This window comes from Bacillus sp. BR3(2024), assembly GCF_039134555.1.
Taxonomy (GTDB): Bacteria; Bacillota; Bacilli; order Bacillales; family Bacillaceae_G; genus Bacillus_A; species Bacillus_A cereus.
Genome location: NZ_CP152438.1, coordinates 57,250 through 75,378 on the forward strand (window position 1 = coordinate 57,250; position 18,129 = coordinate 75,378).

An 18,129-nucleotide genomic window follows, 5' to 3' on the forward strand; every position below is an offset into this window, starting at 1 on the left:
GTCAACTTAGTATAGAGAAATAACCAAATTACAATAGTTTTTCCTGTTGGTAAAAATATAGAGGTGAGTAAATGGGAAATTATACTTCTTCAATCTTATATGATGTTGAGCCTTGTAAGAGTTCTGAACAGAATTGTATTGATGATGTAATTGCTACGTTAGCTAATTGGTTTAAGCGTAAACATTATTTAATGTACGCTAGATTATGGGGTTTTGGTTTTTCTCCTGTGGATAAGGGAAATTTAGGGGATGGTTTATATACAGAGTCTGGTTATTTTGTAAGTGATTTGGAAAAATATCATGGTATAAAAAGTACTATATTTGATACAGATTCATCCGATGAAGGATTTGAAATTATATTAGAACAATTATACTCGGGATTTCCTGTGGTGGTAACCATGAATGCGTACTGGCTTCCTTGGGATGAGAATTATCTAAAAAATCATATTGTTCATTCATTTGTTATTGTAGGATATGAGCCCGAAGAAGACTGTTTAATTATTACCGATCCATATTTTATGGTTAAAAATGCACAACTTTCAACAGAACTTTTTCATAAGGGTTATCAAAAAGTAAGTACTTTAAAAGTTACTGAAGATGAGATCACAGACATACAATCGATTACAACCGATTTGTCAAATTGGATAAAACATATAAAAGATGAAAAACATATTTTTTCACAAATGCACCTTTTTGCTACGCAACTAATAAGTAAGTTTGATTTGAATAAAGAGACCGATGGATATTTAGACTTTAATGATGTTCCGTTATTCTCACATTTGGGTCAAGTTGTAGATGGCCGAGTAAAGTTTTCAAAAATGCTTTCGTTTCTTGGTGAGTATTATCACTCGGAATTCCAAACTATCGCTGAATCTATGAAGGCAGCAGCTGCCAATTGGGGAGTAATTCGTGGATCATTGATAAAAATGCACTTAACAAAATCAGTAACTAAAGAAGGAATAGTAAATATTTCAGATAAAATTCACCATGCTGCAGAATACGAGCAAAATTTAGCTGAACAAATAATAACATTTCTTATTTCTGTTATAGAAGGTAATACAAAGAATGTAATCATAGATTCTTCTCCATCGATAGAAGAGACTACTAATTATGTAAAACCGCTCGATAATATGGAAAGAAAGCTAGTTGAAATATGGAAAGAAGTTATAGGTAATCCTTGTATTGGTGTGGAAGATAATTTTTTTGCACTTGGTGGTCATTCCCTTCATGCTACTGTAATCAACGCTAAAATATGGAAAGAATTTAATGTGCAATTATCATTAGCAAATCTTTTTGAGTATCCAACAATAAGAACTTTAAGTCATTTTATTAAAAATTCAAAAGAAAATAGGTTGCAAGAGATAGAAATAGTACCGGAATCTGAGGTATACCCGGTTTCATCGACTCAAAAAAGAATGATGTTATTACAAGAGATGGATGGGGTACAGATGACATACAATGTACCAAGTTGTTTTATTCTTAAAGGAACGGTGGACCGGAAAAGGATAGAATTGGTCTTTGAAAAGCTTATTAAACGCCATGAAATACTCAGAACACAGTTTGAGTGGCAGGGGGATCAATTAGTACAAAGAGTATTAGAACAGGTAACATTTGAGCTAGAAATGATAAAGGGAGATTATAAAGAATGGTTGCAACCATTTAATCTTTCTAAGGTTCCGTTAATGCGGGCTGGACTAAAGGAGCTAAAAGATAATAGTTATTTACTTGTAATTGACCTTCATCACATCATAACAGATGGCGTGTCTTTAAGTATCCTTATGCATGATTTTAAGGCCCTATATGCTGGGGAAACATTGCCGGAAAATCGTTTGCAATATAAAGATTATGCTGTGTGGGAACAAAAATTATTATCTTCTAAAGAATTTGATATCCATAAGAAATACTGGGAGGAATTATTCTCAGGGGATATACCAGTTCTTGAATTACCATACGATCGAGGTCGACCACCAGTAAAGAGTTTTGAGGGTGAACAATACAATTTCCAAGTAAACAAGGAAATTACTCAAAAAATAAAAAAAATAGCACTAGAAACTGATACGACACCTTTTATGTTACTTATGGCTACTTTCACTATTTTTCTGTACAAGCATGGAGAACAAAAGGATGTCATTATAGGATCACCAGTTGCAGGTAGACCGCATGCTGATTTATTACCTCTAATGGGGCTGTTTGTAAATACAATTGCATTACGTTATCAAATAAATCCAGATCAATCTTTTATTAATCACTTGAAAAAAGTGAAAAACGATACGTTAGAAGCTTTCGAACATCAGATGTATCCATTTGATCAGTTAGTGGAAAAATTAGATCTTTCTAGAGACTTAAGCCGAAGTGCTTTATTTGATGTCATGTTTGTATTACAAAATTCGGATGAAAAACATACAGTTGTGGATGGATTAGAAATTAGCACGGAAACAAACACAGATACACTAACAAGTAAGTTTGATTTAACTCTTATTGCTGAAGAAAATAAAGATATATATGAATTCACTTTTGAATATGCTACATCTTTATTTGATAAATCAACAATAGTAGAATTTGGACGGCGATTTAACCTTCTATTAGAAGAAATAACAACTCATCCTAATGTTAGTCTAAAAGATATTCAAATGTTAACAAGTGAGGAAAAAGAACTTGTTTTATCTGCGACTCAGGAGAAAGAAAAAATAAAAATAGAGACCGATTTTAATTGGGATATTGGTTAATTGATTTCCCAGGTCTCAGAAGGAGTAATTACATGGATAATCATGAAAAAATACGTCAATACATTAAAAAAAATCTTATTATTTTTAATGCAGAGGAAACTATTGTTGCTAATGATGACAACATATTTGAAAAAGGTTATGTAAATTCGCTCTTTGCTATGCAAATGTTAAATTTCATAGAAACGGAGTTTGATATAGTAGTAGATAATGATGAACTTGATATTATTAACTTTTCTACTATTAATAATATGGTTGATCTAATTAACAAAAAGAAGAATGGGAATTTCACAGTATGAGTAATGCAGAAGAGATTCTGGGAGTAGTTGATGAGTTTGCGGAAAAGAAGCTTCGGCCTCGAGCAAGTGAGTTTGAAAGTAATGAAGAGCTTCCCTATGATGTGATACAAGAACTCTCAAGGTATGGTGTATTGGGTGCAACGATACCAAAAGAATATGGGGGACTTTCTCTTGATTCTTTAGATTATGGTCGTCTTACTGAAATCATTGGTAAAGCCTGTAATTCGGTTCGTGAATTACTTACAGTTCATGTATCTTTAGTAGGGGAGTCAATTAAAAGGTGGGGGACTGAAGAGCAAAAGAGAAAATGGTTACCTGAGATGGCAACGGGGAACCTATTATTTTCATTTGCCCTAACTGAGCCAGAGGTTGGTTCTGATGCAAAAGCCGTTGGAACTTCCTATAAACAAGTTGATGATCATTTTATTCTTAATGGGCACAAAAAATGGATTTCTTTTGCAGACATTGCAGATTGCTTTTTGGTTTTTGCGTCCAGTGAAGGAAAAGTTAGTGCCTTTATTGTTGAACGGTCAATGACGGGTGTTTCTACAAATAAAATGAGTAAACTGTTAGCAAGTAATTCTTCGCATATAGCTGAGATTCATTTGCAAGATGTAAAGGTACCAGCTGAAAATTTGTTAGGACCAATTGGGGGTGGATGGAGTTATGTAGTTAACACAGCTCTTGATCATGGTAGATATAGTATTGCATGGGCAGGAGTAGCCATTGCTCAAGAAGCACTAGAAGCAATGGTAGCTTATTCAAGAAGAAGAAAACAAGGAAATAAATATATATGTGAATATGAAGCAATTCAAACAATTTTAGCAGAAGCAAGTGTAAATATAAAAGCAGCTCGTTCGTTATGCCAAGAGGCTGGGAAAAAGCGTCAGGATAGACATACTGATGCTGTAATTGAAACAACCATTGCAAAATATTTTGCCTCAAAGATGGCTATGAAGGTAGCCACAGACGCTGTCCAAGTGTTTGGTGGAAACGGATTTTCTAGAGAATATCCTGTTGAGCGTTTATTTAGAGAAGCAAAGGTTTTAGAAATTATTGAAGGTACCTCGCAGGTACTTCAGCCAATTATTGCGCAGCATGCACTTCACACTTGTTCTCAAAAGGGAGGACTTTTAAGAATATGATTTATGAATTGGTAAAAGAAAAGGATGAATTCAAACAAATATCTCCACTTCTCGTTGATTATAAGAACCATCCAATACTTAATGGTATAGCTCATGGTTACAATAAGGGACATATTTATGTGGATAATCCTAATAACCCTAGATGTGCACTTGTATGGGCAGAACAAGAAATTTTTTATTTATTAGGTGATCCTACAAGTAATTTTGTTTCAAGTCTACCAACTTTTATTAAAGAAGTAATTGCACCTGAGGCTCAGCAGATAGGGGATGACTTTTTTCAGGTTGAATTATTACCCGAATCAAAATGGAAACAGGTTGTCGAGGAACAATTGCAAATGTTTATTCCTAAACCTTACACTCGAGTAACATTTACTTTTGATCCGGAGTCTTATAATAAGTTATCTAAACCTAATATGCCTGATGAGGTAACGGTGGAACGTATTACAATCGACATGCTATCAGATAAAAAGTTCGCAATGGTACGGGATGATATTGTTGATTTTTGGGAGTCAACTCAGGATTTCATCCGAAATGGATTTGGTTATGTAGTAATGGTACATGAACAAGTTGTAACTAGTTGCTTATCGGTTTTTGCAACAGATACTGATGTGGAAATTGGAATTAATACTTATGATTTATTCCAGCGAGGTAAAGGGTATGCTTGGTTGGCTGCAAGAGCATTCTTAGATGACTGTTTAAAACAAGGAAGAACACCACATTGGAAGACAGAGGATTTTCGTATTCCATCTATTAAACTAGCGGGAAAAGTTGGATTCACAAATCTTCAAACCTATACAGCTTATGTGTTTCCTTATAACGAATTAGATAATTTCGTTTTTACCGCGTACCATCAATTAAGATACTATTCAAATTTTAATAAAGCTAGTGAGTTTGTACAAAAAGCTCGTACTATAGGAGATTTAAATGCATGGCATCACTTTTTACTTTCATGTGGTTATTCATTAATTGATAGAATCGATCTTTCGTTAAAGCATATGAATCTGGCACTAGATCTAGGATGGAATGATGTATCAGATATTCGCTATGTAGTTGATTTAGTGAATTTAAGAAAAACTGAAGAGGGACGAGCTTTATTAGATAGAGTTGAAGATAGCTTAAGATGAAAATAAGGGAGATAAAAAGATGAATATTGTATTTATGTTTCCTGGCGTAGGATCCCATTATTCTGGAATGGGTAAGTACCTTTATGAAAACTTCCCTGTAGCACGTGAGATATTTGAAGAAGCAAGTGACACTCTAAAAATAGACATGGCTTCCCTTTGTATGGAGAAGATATACAAAGCTGACCTTGAAAAGTTACAAAATTCACAGACTGCTTTAGTAACAACTAGCATGGCAGCTTTTCGAGTTTTTGAACAGGAAATAGGCAATAAACCAGAGGCAATGATTGGATATTCTTTGGGAGAATATACAGCTCTATGTGCTTCTGGAGCAATTGCATTTTCAGATACCTTAAAATTAGTACAAGAACGTAGTACGATTTTGAGTAGCTATGCATTGACTATAGATGGAACTATGGCATGGGTTAACAATCTTGCTCCAGAAATTGTTGAAGGTATTTGTTCAGAATTGTTAACCAAGGGACAGGAAGTATATATATCGGCTTATGACACTCCAAATAAAACATCAATTTCTGGTACAAACTCTGCGGTTCAGTTAGCTTGTGAAATGGTAGTAGAGCATGGGGGAATTGCAATCCCCCTTAAATTAAGTGGGCCATTTCATTCTCCTATGATGCAACCTGCTGCTGAAAAATATAAGAGTGTACTAGAAAATATAGATATGAAACAGCCATTAGTACCTGTCATAGCGAATCATGATAGTTCAATGTATAAAGGTGTGGAAAATATAAGAGAAAACCTTTACTTACAATTAATAAAGCCTGTGAAATGGTTGGACATGATTCACTATCTAATGAATCAAGGGTCTATGAAAGCTATTGAAATGGGACCAAAGGAAGTCTTGAAGTATCTTCTGCAAGCTATTAACCCTGCTATATCGACATGTAATTATGAAAGGGAGAAAGATATCCTAAATACAAAAAATTCTTTTACATTACAAGAATCTGATTATGAAGAAGTTATATCAGGGTGTTTAACTGTAGTTGTAAGTACAAAAAATTATAATACAGATTTAAGTGATTATCAGAAAAAGGTAGTACTCCCATTTCAAAAGGTCCAAAGTCAATTGGAAGAAAAAATTAATTCGGGGTATTCAGTGGAGAAAAGTGATGTAGAAGAAGCAATCCAAATGATGAAAACAGCACTTACTGAAAAACAGATTAAAGAGAGAGAACAAAAACGTTACCTACAAAGAGTTCTTCAATGTAAAAGTTTTTAGATATAAATTATAAATATATTAAGGGAGCGATGATGGATAAATGTTCAAGAAAATTGGTATTGTAGGTGCTGGAACAATGGGGATCGGCATGGCAGTAGATTTAGTGCTGCATGGTCTAGAAACGGTATTAATTGATGTTACAGAAGAGCAGTTAGAAATAGCGGAAGAGAAAATATTAGAGACAGTTCGCTTTGCTCCTCTAATTAATAAAGCATTTCCTAGAATGCATAAGGAAGAAGTACTTTCGTTAATAAGTAGCACTACTAATCTTGATGAAGTGGCTGAATGTGATTATATAGTAGAAAATGTTCCGGAAAACTGGCAAATTAAAGAGCCGATCTATAGAAGATTAGATGAGATATGTAAAAAGGATACAATTTTTGGAGTCAATACGTCTTGTATCTCAATAACAAAAGTAGGAGGAGTAACAAAGCGTCCAGATAAAATAATAGGAATGCATTTTATGAATCCGGTATATATGAAACCATCTATAGAAGTTATTAGAGGGTATTTAACTTCAGATGAAACGGTCGAAAAAGCTCAATCTTTCCTCAAACAATTAGATAAAGATGCAATTGTTGTTAATGATCAGACTGGTTTTGTTTCTAACCGTATCTCCCACTTATTCATGAATGAATCAGCTTGGGTTGTAATGGATGGTGTAGCAACACCTAAACAGGTAGATGATATATTTAAAAAATGCTTTGGACACACAATGGGTCCATTAGAAACAGCAGATTTAATTGGGTTAGATACAGTATTACATTCATTAAATGTACTTTATGAGGAATATCAAGATCCAAAGTTTAGATGTTGTCCATTACTTAAAAAGATGGTGGATGCAGGTGAATGTGGTAGAAAGAGTGGTAAAGGTTTTTACGCTTATTAAAATTAAAAATTACAAATAGGGGTGTATAAAATGCAAGATAAAAATTTAGAACAAATTATTCATATGTATATTCAAGATCATGTAGGTATTGAATTTAATGATGATACTGAGATTTTTGAAGAAGGATTAGTTAATTCTTTATTTGCAATCCAATTGATGACTTTTCTTGAAAAAGAATTTGCCATAAAGGTAACTATGGATGACTTAGATATGGATAACTATAAGTCTGTAAATTCTATTGGTAATTTTATAAGAAATAAGCAAATGGTTCGGTAATGGACATGAAACAATACTTAGAGCCATCTCAATATAAAATGTATCAGAATTTTTCGGATTTTGTTTGTGAAAATATAGAACCTCACGCTAATAGTTGGGAGATTGAACAGGGCATTCCATCAGACATAATAAAGACTTGTGCTAAAAATGGTTATTTAGGTGGAACACTTCCAGCGGAGTATGGTGGATTAGAGTGGGATTATGTAACGTATGGGTTATTTACTGAAGCGATAGCAAGAGGTAGTGTCTCTCTTTCGGGATTATTTAATGTCCATACGATGGTAACAGAAACGATTTTAAAATGGGGAACAGAAAATCAAAAAAATCAGTGGTTACCATTACTTGCATCTGGTAATCAAATAGCTGCATTAGCTCTTACTGAACCTGGAGCAGGATCAGATTTAAATATGATTAAAACGAACTTCGATCAACACGGGGATAAATTAATACTTAATGGAGTGAAGAAGTGGATCACTTTTGGTGCAGCTGCTGATGTGTTTTTGGTATTTGGAAAACTAAATGGTGAACAACCAATTGCCTGTTTAGTACCAAAAGATAGTGTGGGTGTAAATGTTACTCATATAAGAGACATGCTTGGATTTAAAGCTGCATATTTGGCAGAAATTGAATTCAATAATGTAGAAATACCTTTAGAAAATATCATTGGTAGACCAGGATTTGCTTTTACTTACCTTGCACCGTATGCTTTAGAATTTGGACGTATTTCAATTGCCTTTGCTGCTCTTGGTGTATTACGTACTTGTTTAGAAATCTGTGGGAATCATGTATTACATAGAAGCGCATTTGGTAACTCTCTAATTGATCATGGCATGATTTCACATATGGTTACGGATATGGGAGTAGATTTAGAAGCTTCTATACTCCTTAGTTTAGAAGCTTGTAAGGCCAAAAATGAACATCGAGCTGATGCTACTGAAAAGATTATGATTGCAAAATATTTTGCATCGCGCTCAGGTACAAGGCATTCAACGAATGCTGTACAGATTATGGGAGCACTTGGTTGTAATGATAATTATTCAATATCAAGGTGCTTTAGAGATTCTAAAACAATGGAGATCGTTGAGGGGAGTAATCAGATTCATCAGTTATTACTTGGTAAGGGATTTGCTAAAAAAGCGAAACGTGCCATTGAAAAAATACCTGTAACTAAAGGAGTGATACAACCCGGATGAGTACATGTATACAAAAGCTGTTTGAAGAACAAGTAGTCCGTACGCCAGATGAGGTTGCTGTTATCTTTAAAAAAGAAACATTAACCTATAAGGAATTAAATGAAAAAAGTAACCAATTAGCTCGTCTTTTACGTGAAGGTGGAGTTGGTCCAGATACAGTTGTAGGTATTATGGTAGAGCGATCTATCGAAATGGTTGTCGGAATTTTCGGGATATTGAAAGCGGGCGGAGCATATCTTCCGCTTTCCCCGAATCATCCATCATCACGATTACAATTCATTATAGAAGATAGCGGTGCTAAATTAATACTTACGCAAAAGCAAATTCTACATCGTTTTCAAGATAGTTTGAAAGCTGATATGTTGGCTTTAGATTCGATTTCCTATGAAGGAAAGGGTGAAAATCTAGAGTGTATTAACAAACCCTCGGATCTTGTGTACGTAATATACACTTCCGGTTCAACCGGGAAACCTAAGGGTGTTATGATTGAGCATTCGGCCTTAATAAATCGAATTGAGTGGATGCAAGAGGCTTATCCAATTAGTTCAAAGGATACTATATTACAAAAGACCCCTTATACATTTGATGTATCCGTATGGGAGATGTTCTGGTGGGCCATAGTTGGAGCCAAAGTATGTATTCTTGCGCCGGGGATGGAGAAGTTTCCACAGGCTATTATTGAGACAACTGAAAGTAATGACGTGACAATTATGCATTTTGTACCATCTATGTTAAGTGCATTTTTACACTATCTTGATGTGACAGGTGAAACTAACCGAATAAAATCGTTGAAACAAGTATTTGTTAGTGGTGAGGCACTACTGTCTCAACATGTAAACCGTTTTAACAAGCTGCTAAATTTCTCTAATGGTACACTTCTTACTAATCTGTACGGGCCTACTGAAGCAACCATTGATGTGACTGCTTATGATTGTCCGACACATGAGATTACAGAAGGGAGCGTTCCAATAGGGCGACCAATTAAGAATATTGAGATGTTTGTTGTTGATAAATATGGTAATAAACTTCCGGAAGGCCATATAGGAGAATTATGTATCTCAGGTATAGGATTAGCACGTGGATATGTAAATAGGCCGCAATTAACGGCAGAAAAGTTTGTACAATATTCCCTTGATACCCGTATATATAAAACCGGTGACTTAGCTTTAATAAGATCGGATGGGAATATTGAGTTTCATGGAAGAATTGATTTTCAAGTTAAAGTTAATGGGCTTCGTATTGAGTTAGGGGAAATAGAATCGTGTTTGATGTCTTGTGAAGGAGTTTTACAATGTGCGGTAATTGTAAGACAAGAATCTGAGATGGTAGTTAAGTTAATAGCTTTCTATGAGTCAGAAAATGATATTGAGTTAGAGAGGTTAAAAAAATATCTACGCTTATTTTTACCAGATTATATGATACCTAACAGTTTTGTACGTGTAAATGAAATGCCATTAACGGATAGCGGAAAGATAGATAGAAAAGCACTTGCCTTATTAGGTTCCGATAAATATTCACACCATACCACACTTGTAGGAGGTTCTGTTAATGAGGAAAGCAGTAAAGATTCATAAAGAAGATATTGAAGATGTAATCGCCCTTACACCAGTGCAGGAAGGTATTCTTTATCATTATTTGAAAGAACCCGAAGGAAAGCTATATCATGAAGAACTTCGACTTTGTTTAACTGGAAAAATTAATATTCCAAAGTTTGAAGAGGCGTGGAATTATGTAACGCGGGAAAATGAAATGCTGCGTACAATTTTTCGATGGGAAAAAGTTAAACAACCTGTACAACTTATACTAAAAGAGCATACTCCGAACATTATATATAGTGATGGTAAAGTCTCTAATGATACAGAGAGCTTTGATTTACAAACAGTTCCCTTTTCTATCGAACTGTGCCACTTGAACGAAGGCGAATATGAAATGGTTTTACGTCATCATCATATTTTGTTTGATGGTTGGAGTAATAGTATTATTTTACAAGAGTTTATTAAGGTATATCGAGAGTTAATAAAGGGAGATGTACCATCATCTAAAAATAAAAAGAAATTTAAAGAATATATACTATGGCAACAAAAACAAGATAAATCAAAACAAAAGCTTTTTTGGGAACAATATTTAAATGAATTGACTGAACAAATAAATTTATCCAATAAAAATTCTAATCAACTAAAAAAAGCAAAAACATATGTAAAAGAGATAGATAAAGAGCGAAGTGATAGATTTCGAAGTTTTGCAAGTAATCAAGGTGTAACATTGGCTACATTATTCTATACAGCCTGGGGTCTATTACTACAAAGGTACAAAAATTCAGAGGACGTAATATTCGGTACAACAGTATCCGGGCGTTCAATTCCAATGCACGGTCTGAGTGACATGGTAGGTTTATTTATAAATACACCACCACTTCGTGTAAGTACTGATGGGAGAATGACTGTTTCAGATCTTTTACAAAGAATTCAAAGTGATGTCCAAAGAAGAACTGAATATGAAACGACTCCAATTGTTGATTTAAACGTGTCATTTGACACTATTATGGTAGTTGAGAATTATCCTCTTGATATAGAAAAGCTGAAAGAAATTGATGAAAGTGTAAGAATTTCAGGTTATGAAGTAAATGAAATGACCAACTATGATTTAACCGTCTCAATAGAGTGTTTCGATTCTATTAAACTTGCAATGATGTGGCCTGAAGATGTATTTGATGAATCCATTATTACCAGTATAACTAACCATTTTATACAGCTATTAGATTCAATGCTTTTAGATGAAGGACAACCAATACAAACTCTTAAAATGTTAGATGAGGCAGAAGAAAAGTTTTTGCTTCAAGGTGGTCAAAATCAAAGTGCTACATTCCCACACACAACACTTCATCAATTAATTGAGATGCAAGCTGAAAAGCATCCCGAGAGAGTAGCACTTACATTTGAGAATAGTGAGATGACTTATGGAGAGTTGAATGAGCGTGCGGATAAAGTGGCATTTGCTCTTCTAAAAGAAGGTGTAACTTTAGATTCTCCAGTAGCTGTAATGTTGGATTACTCATTTAATATGATTATCTCTCTACTTGGTATTTTAAAAGCAGGTGGGGCTTATGTTCCAATCGATCCTGATTATCCGCAGGAACGAATTGATTTTATTCTTCAAGATAGTGGTTCAAATGTAATAATAACCTCAAATTTATTTGAGGATAAAGTTAAATTTGATAGCACAATACTTTTTATTGAAGAACTTAATAAGACACCGATGCAAGATTTCGAGAGAGTAGATGTTGCTCCAAATAATTTAGCATATGTCATTTATACTTCTGGAACAACAGGACGTCCTAAAGGGGTTATGATTGAACATAGTAATGTAATACAACTTGTCATGCATCAACCAAATAGTTTTAAATTCTCTAGTAATGATGTGTGGTTACTATTTCATTCTTTCTGTTTTGATATGTCAGTTTGGGAGATATTTGGATCACTTACTTATGGTGGACGTCTTGTCCTTGCAACAAAAGAAACAATCCGTGATACGTATAAACTTGCTCAGTTGATTGCAGATGAGGGAGTAACGGTATTGAATCAAACTCCATCTGCATTCTATGTTTTTCAACAAGTAGTTGAAGAGATGCCTAAACTTGCTTTTAAAATTAGGTTAATTACATTTGGAGGGGAAATGTTGAAGCCAGGTTTACTGCAAAGTTGGTTTAAGCGTTCACCTAATACGGTCATAGTAAATATGTATGGAATAACTGAGACGACAGTACATGTTACTTATAAGGAAATTGGAGAAAAAGAAATGCACAGTAATCTTAGTGCTATAGGTGTGCCTCTTCCTACGTATTCGTGCTATGTATTTGACAAACATATGAATCCTACACCTAAGGGAATGCAAGGGGAACTTTATGTTGGAGGACATGGAGTTGCGCGGGGATATCTAAAGCGTCCTGAACTAAACAGTGAACGTTTTATACAGAATCCTTATAATCCAAGTGAAAGATTATATAGATCAGGAGATTTAGTTCGTATTCTTGAAAATGGTGAGATGGAGTATATAGGTCGTAGTGATCATCAAGTGAAGATACGTGGTTATCGAATCGAAACAGGAGAAATAGAACATCATTTACAACAGCATGCGGATGTGAAGGAAGCGGTAGTTTTATCTATTGCTTTTGGAGAGGAGCAAGAACTGTGTGCTTATATACTAACTGATCAAGATATATCTCCAAATGAATTACGTTATTATCTTACTGACAAAATACCTTCGTATATGATACCTATGTATTTTGTGCTTTTAAGTGAAATGCCATTAACTACGAATGGAAAAGTTAATCGTCGTGCTTTACCTAAGCCTACTAAGTTAGTACAACCAAATGATTTGCTAGATGAGCTTGAAACAACAGTAGCTGATGTTTGGAAGGAAGTTTTGGGGTTAGAAAAAGTAGGATTGTATGATAATTTCTTTGATGTTGGAGGGAACTCCTTAAAAATGGTTCGATTGTTCTCTCGTTTACGAAGCAAGTTTGAAAAAGAACTTACAATGCCTATGTTATTCCGATACCCAACGGTTCATGATCAAGCTTCCTACTTTAGAAGTGATAATGATATGGACCGCCAACCTGAAGAAGTTAAGAAAGAAAATCTTTTATCTATGAATAAAAATGATGTAGCAGTGGTTGGTATGGCGGTTCGTATGCCAGGCGCTTCTAATCTTAAGCAATTCTGGTCAAATTTAGAACAAGGGATAGAATCCATTCGAACATTTACAGATGAAGAGCTTAGTGAGATGGGCATACCAAAAGAAGTGATTCAAAAGCCTAATTATATAAAATCTAAAGGGTATTTAGAAGATGTAGATGCATTTGATAATGAATTTTTTGATTACAGTCTAAAAGAAGCTGAAATGATGGATCCACAACTGCGTATACTTCATGAATGCGCATGGGAAGCACTAGAACAAGCAGGTGAGGTTAATTCTTCTCATATGAATACAGGAGTTTATGTTGGAGGATCACCAAATTTCCACTGGCTTCGTTCTATTGCTAGTGAATCTTCTAATACATTAGAAGATTTCCAAGCAATGTTGTTAAACGAAAAAGATTTCTTTGCTACTCGATTGGCTTATAAATTAAATCTAAAAGGACCAGCGATTACAGTACAAACAGCTTGTTCTACTTCCTTAGTTGCTATTCAAAACGCATGGGCAGATCTTATTGATGGACGATGCGATATAGCCTTGGCCGGGGGAGTAAGTATAACTTATCCAACAAAAACAGGATATTTATATGAAGATGGTATGATTTTCTCACCAGATGGACATTGTCGAGCTTTTGATAAGGATGCTCAAGGAACAGTAGGTGGAAATGGTGCTGGTATTGTAGTACTGAAAAGGTTAGAGGACGCTCTTCGAGATGGGAATTTAATACATGGAGTTATTAAAGGAGCTGCAGTAAACAATGATGGGTCCAATAAGGCTGGATTTACAGCGCCAGGGGTGGATGGACAAGCTGCTGTTATAAAATCAGCTCATGAAATAGCTGGTGTTAAGCCTGAAGAAATCTCATATATAGAAACTCATGGTACTGGTACGCAACTAGGTGATCCTATAGAAGTAGAAGCATTGAAGTTAGCTTTTGGTAAGCAAGAACCAGGTAGAGTTTTAATTGGATCAGTGAAGACGAACATTGGACATTTAGATGCTGCAGCAGGAGTTGGAGGATTTATAAAGACGGTCTTAGCTTTGAAAAACAAGAAAATTCCGCCAAGCCTTCATTATAATAACCCAAATCCTAGCATTGATTTTGGGAAAAATCCGTTTCGAGTAAATACGGAACTTATCCCATGGAAAGAAGAGGTAAGAAGAGCGGGTGTTAGTTCGTTTGGGATGGGTGGAACTAATGCACATATAGTGTTAGAGTCTGTTCCTGACAATGCTAAGAATTTTGAAAAACAATCTTGGAACTTATTAACTGTTTCAGCAAAAACAGAGGAATCTTTAGATAAAGCTACTAACGATCTATTATTGCATTTGAAGGAGAATCCAGAGATATCACTATCTGATACAGCTTATACATTACAAAAAGGTCGTCGTGAATTTCCATATAGAACTGCAGTAGTTGCTAATGGAATAGAGGGTGCCATAGAAAAACTTGGTGATACGGGACTAGAGAAAACAAACGCAATGGAGAGTAGACCTTTAGCCTTTCTTTTTTCAGGGCAAGGATCACAGTATATCAATATGGGTAGAGATTTATATGAAAATGAACCTGTATTTCGTGAACACGTTGATCAAGGTTTAGCCTTACTTTCAAATTGGCTAGATATAGACATGAAAAATATTTTGTATCCTACAAAGGAGACAGAGGATAAAGCAACTGAACAGTTAAATAGAACTTCAATGACGCAACCTCTACTATTCACTATTGAATATGCATTAGCCAAGCTTCTAATGAATTGGGGAGTTTATCCAAGGGTCATGTTTGGCCATAGTATTGGTGAGTTTGTAGCAGCTTGTTTAGCAGAAGTAATGTCTTATGAAGATGCATTACATTTAGTAATGATTAGAGGGAAGTTAATGAATAGCGTATCAGAAGGCGCTATGCTAAGTGTAAATTTATCTGTTGAAGAATTACAAACCTATATAACAGATGATGTAGATATAGCAGCTGTAAATTCCTCTCAACATTCAGTAATTTCTGGTACTGTACTTTCAATCAATAAAATTGAGGAATTACTTTTAAATCATGGAGTAAAGACAACGCGTCTATTTACTTCGCATGCTTTTCATTCTCGAATGATGGATGAAGTTCTAGATTCATTTGAGCAAGCTGTAGGAAATATAAAATTATCAAGTCCTAAAATACCTTATATATCTAATGTTACAGGTGAAATGATTACAGCAAATCAAGCCACATCACCTTCTTATTGGGCACAGCATCTACGAAGTACTGTTCAATTTTCAAAGGGATTATCTGAAATTTTTCATTTGAAAAATGTAATTTGCCTTGAGATTGGCCCAGGTAATGCATTATCAACTTTTGTATTAAAACATTTAAATAGAAGTAAAGATCAATTGGCTTTAAACATGTTACGTCATCCTCTGGATAAATCAAATGACTTCGAGCATTTATGCAAGCAAATGGGACGGTTATGGATGCAAGGTGGAACTATAAATTGGAATACTTTTAATAACAGTGAGAATAAAAGTTTATTAGATTTACCAACGTATCCTTTCATGAAAAAACGATTTAAAGCTGATCCATTTTTTAATATTCAATCTCAGAGTTTAACTCAGGAAACAAGAGGCCATAATAAACAGGCTAATATTAAAGACTGGTTTTATTTGCCTTCTTGGGAACGAAAAACATTAAAATCTATACAAATAAAGAAAGAACAAAAATATAAATGGCTTATTTTCAATGATCATCTAAATCGATTCAATCGACTGATAGAAAAATTAAAAAGAGAAGGTCATGATGTAATTGAAGTTAAAACAGGTGGTGTTTTCTCTGAAAAGTCCGACGGTTTATATACGATATGTCCATCTCAAAAAATGCATTATGAAATGCTATTTTCAGAATTAGAACAAAAAGATTTATTACCAAATAAGATTATACATGCTTGGAGCTTTAATCCAGTTAATGAGGTTATTCTCGATCAAGAGAGAATTGAACGGTCAATGGATGAAGGATATTATTCGTTACTTTACATTGCACAAGCAATTGGGAAAATTAATTATGAAGGAGCATTACAGTTAAATATTTTTACTGACCGTATGTTTGAAGTTACAGGTACAGAGCTGAATTTAAAACCAGAGCAAGCTACAATTCTAGGCTTTTCAAAAATATGCAATCTTGAGTTTCAAAATATAAAATGTCGTACCATTGATATGGATACAGATTCTCAACAAATGTTTGAAGAAGCGGGTTTAATGGAGAGTTTTGTGGATTCTACTGATATAGTTGTAGCTTATCGAGGACGTCATCGATGGGCGCAAACGATTATTCAAAGTCCTTTTGAGGAAGAAGATGTAGAAATTGATAGATTACGAGAGAGTGGCGTCTATCTAATTACTGGTGGACTTGGTGGAATTGGATTTGAAATTGCAAAAGATTTAGCTAATAGAGTACCAAATGCCAAACTTATAATGATTGGTCGCTCAGAGTTCCCACCTCGTAATCAATGGGAACAGTACCTAGAAAATAAAGACGAGCGTGTAAGCCGAGTTATTTCTGATTTGTTGACAATGGAGTCTCAAGGTGCAGAATACATGATCCTAAGTGCTGATGTTTCCAATCAAGATGATATGAAACAGGCAATTGAAAAGGCTAAATCTCGTTTTGGTTCTATTAATGGCGTAATTCATGCAGCAGGTGTCGCTGATTATCTGGGTATTATGATGAATCGTGAAAAAGAATCTAATAATAAAATTTTAGCTCCGAAAATTAAAGGTACACTAGTGCTCGATGCTTTATTAAAAGATGAACCAATTGATTTCTTCGTACTATGTTCATCAATTGGTAATGTGGCGTATCATATGAAATTTGGTCAGAGTGGTTATAATGCAGCGAATGAATTTTTAGATGCATTTGCATTTTATAAGCGGGCTCATGATGGAGTGTTCACTGTAGCTATTAACTGGCCAGATTGGCAAGAGGTGGGTATGTCACTTAAGTCTGCTGAAATATGGGCAAAGCAATTTAATATGGATATGGAAAGTGTATTACATGATGGTGTAACTGTAGAAGAGGGCTTAAAAGTATTCCGTAGTATTATCAATAGAAATCAACAACAAGTTGTGGTTTCTCCAATAGATTTACATTGGAAACTTTTAAATGGTGCCAACTATTATAATGAACTATTGGAAAAAGGAAGTAAGAATAGATTAAAGCAGAATCGTTCAGATGTTTCAACAACATATAGACCACCAACTAATGAAATTGAACAACAATTATACGAATTATTAAAAGATATGTTTGGAATCGAAGAAATAGGAATTTACGATAATTTCTTCGATCTAGGAATGAGTTCTTTAGATCTTGTTCGTATTAATGTGAAATTAAAAGAGGCCTTTAAACGAGACTTACCTATAGTTGTTCTTTATGAGCATACGTCAATTAAATCTCTTGCTAAATATTTAAGTAATCAAGAAGTAAATAACAATTTAACAAATAAAAAAGAGTTATTGAAAGCGAAATCGGTTATGAAAAATACATTATCTGCTTTAAAAAGTAGAAAGTAGTAAAGG

10 protein-coding genes are annotated in these 18,129 nt (G+C 34.4%); all 10 read left to right on the forward strand.

All coding sequences use genetic code 11. From position 1 onward, the window contains the following. Positions 1–71: 71 nt before the first annotated feature. From V7S45_RS27845 to V7S45_RS27890, 10 genes are read left to right on the forward strand one after another with little or no spacing between them, the layout of a single operon-like run. Complete coding sequence (locus tag V7S45_RS27845; protein ID WP_342762099.1) at positions 72–2,726, forward strand: condensation domain-containing protein; 2,655 nt, start codon at positions 72–74, stop codon at positions 2,724–2,726. A 32-nt stretch (positions 2,727–2,758) separates the two neighbouring features. Beyond that, positions 2,759–3,022 carry a phosphopantetheine-binding protein gene (locus tag V7S45_RS27850; protein WP_000368639.1) on the forward strand — a complete coding sequence of 88 codons (264 nt, stop codon included), beginning with the start codon at positions 2,759–2,761 and terminating at the stop codon, positions 3,020–3,022. Beyond that, positions 3,019–4,167: an acyl-CoA dehydrogenase family protein gene (locus tag V7S45_RS27855; protein ID WP_098299379.1), complete on the forward strand. Its 1,149-nt coding sequence runs from the start codon at positions 3,019–3,021 to the stop codon at positions 4,165–4,167. The genes V7S45_RS27850 and V7S45_RS27855 overlap by 4 nt, the downstream gene beginning before the upstream one ends. Continuing rightward, the gene (locus tag V7S45_RS27860; protein WP_088346294.1) at positions 4,164–5,291 is read left to right on the forward strand and encodes a GNAT family N-acetyltransferase; all 1,128 of its coding nucleotides are present in this window, start codon (positions 4,164–4,166) and stop codon (positions 5,289–5,291) included. Before V7S45_RS27855 ends, V7S45_RS27860 begins: the two co-directional genes overlap by 4 nt. Before the next feature lie 19 nt (positions 5,292–5,310). Then, the gene (locus V7S45_RS27865; protein WP_061884892.1) at positions 5,311–6,528 is read left to right on the forward strand and encodes an ACP S-malonyltransferase; all 1,218 of its coding nucleotides are present in this window, start codon (positions 5,311–5,313) and stop codon (positions 6,526–6,528) included. Positions 6,529–6,568: 40 nt separating this feature from the next. Continuing rightward, positions 6,569–7,417, forward strand: a complete 849-nt coding sequence (locus V7S45_RS27870) for a 3-hydroxyacyl-CoA dehydrogenase family protein (protein ID WP_088346292.1) — start codon at positions 6,569–6,571, stop codon at positions 7,415–7,417. Between the two features lie 30 nt (positions 7,418–7,447). Next, positions 7,448–7,693 carry a phosphopantetheine-binding protein gene (locus tag V7S45_RS27875; RefSeq protein ID WP_001152970.1) on the forward strand — a complete coding sequence of 82 codons (246 nt, stop codon included), beginning with the start codon at positions 7,448–7,450 and terminating at the stop codon, positions 7,691–7,693. Continuing rightward, positions 7,693–8,886 carry an acyl-CoA dehydrogenase family protein gene (locus V7S45_RS27880; RefSeq protein WP_342762100.1) on the forward strand — a complete coding sequence of 398 codons (1,194 nt, stop codon included), beginning with the start codon at positions 7,693–7,695 and terminating at the stop codon, positions 8,884–8,886. The genes V7S45_RS27875 and V7S45_RS27880 overlap by 1 nt, the downstream gene beginning before the upstream one ends. Beyond that, positions 8,883–10,460: a zwittermicin A synthase ZmaJ gene (gene zmaJ / locus V7S45_RS27885; protein ID WP_025686627.1), complete on the forward strand. Its 1,578-nt coding sequence runs from the start codon at positions 8,883–8,885 to the stop codon at positions 10,458–10,460. Before V7S45_RS27880 ends, zmaJ begins: the two co-directional genes overlap by 4 nt. Beyond that, on the forward strand, positions 10,435–18,123 hold the full coding sequence (locus tag V7S45_RS27890; RefSeq protein ID WP_342762101.1) for an amino acid adenylation domain-containing protein: 7,689 nt from the start codon (positions 10,435–10,437) through the stop codon (positions 18,121–18,123). The genes zmaJ and V7S45_RS27890 overlap by 26 nt, the downstream gene beginning before the upstream one ends. Positions 18,124–18,129: the final 6 nt, after the last annotated feature.

Bases quoted from the DNA above. Each gene is read 5' to 3' on its own strand.
- V7S45_RS27855 (WP_098299379.1), top strand. From the start codon at position 3,019: ATGAGTAATGCAGAAGAGATTCTGGGAGTAGTTGATGAGTTTGCGGAA.
- V7S45_RS27845 (WP_342762099.1), top strand. From the start codon at position 72: ATGGGAAATTATACTTCTTCAATCTTATATGATGTTGAGCCTTGTAAG.
- V7S45_RS27875 (WP_001152970.1), top strand. From the start codon at position 7,448: ATGCAAGATAAAAATTTAGAACAAATTATTCATATGTATATTCAAGAT.
- V7S45_RS27890 (WP_342762101.1), top strand. From the start codon at position 10,435: ATGAGGAAAGCAGTAAAGATTCATAAAGAAGATATTGAAGATGTAATC.
- zmaJ (WP_025686627.1), top strand. From the start codon at position 8,883: ATGAGTACATGTATACAAAAGCTGTTTGAAGAACAAGTAGTCCGTACG.
- V7S45_RS27865 (WP_061884892.1), top strand. From the start codon at position 5,311: ATGAATATTGTATTTATGTTTCCTGGCGTAGGATCCCATTATTCTGGA.
- V7S45_RS27880 (WP_342762100.1), top strand. From the start codon at position 7,693: ATGGACATGAAACAATACTTAGAGCCATCTCAATATAAAATGTATCAG.
- V7S45_RS27870 (WP_088346292.1), top strand. From the start codon at position 6,569: ATGTTCAAGAAAATTGGTATTGTAGGTGCTGGAACAATGGGGATCGGC.
- V7S45_RS27860 (WP_088346294.1), top strand. From the start codon at position 4,164: ATGATTTATGAATTGGTAAAAGAAAAGGATGAATTCAAACAAATATCT.
- V7S45_RS27850 (WP_000368639.1), top strand. From the start codon at position 2,759: ATGGATAATCATGAAAAAATACGTCAATACATTAAAAAAAATCTTATT.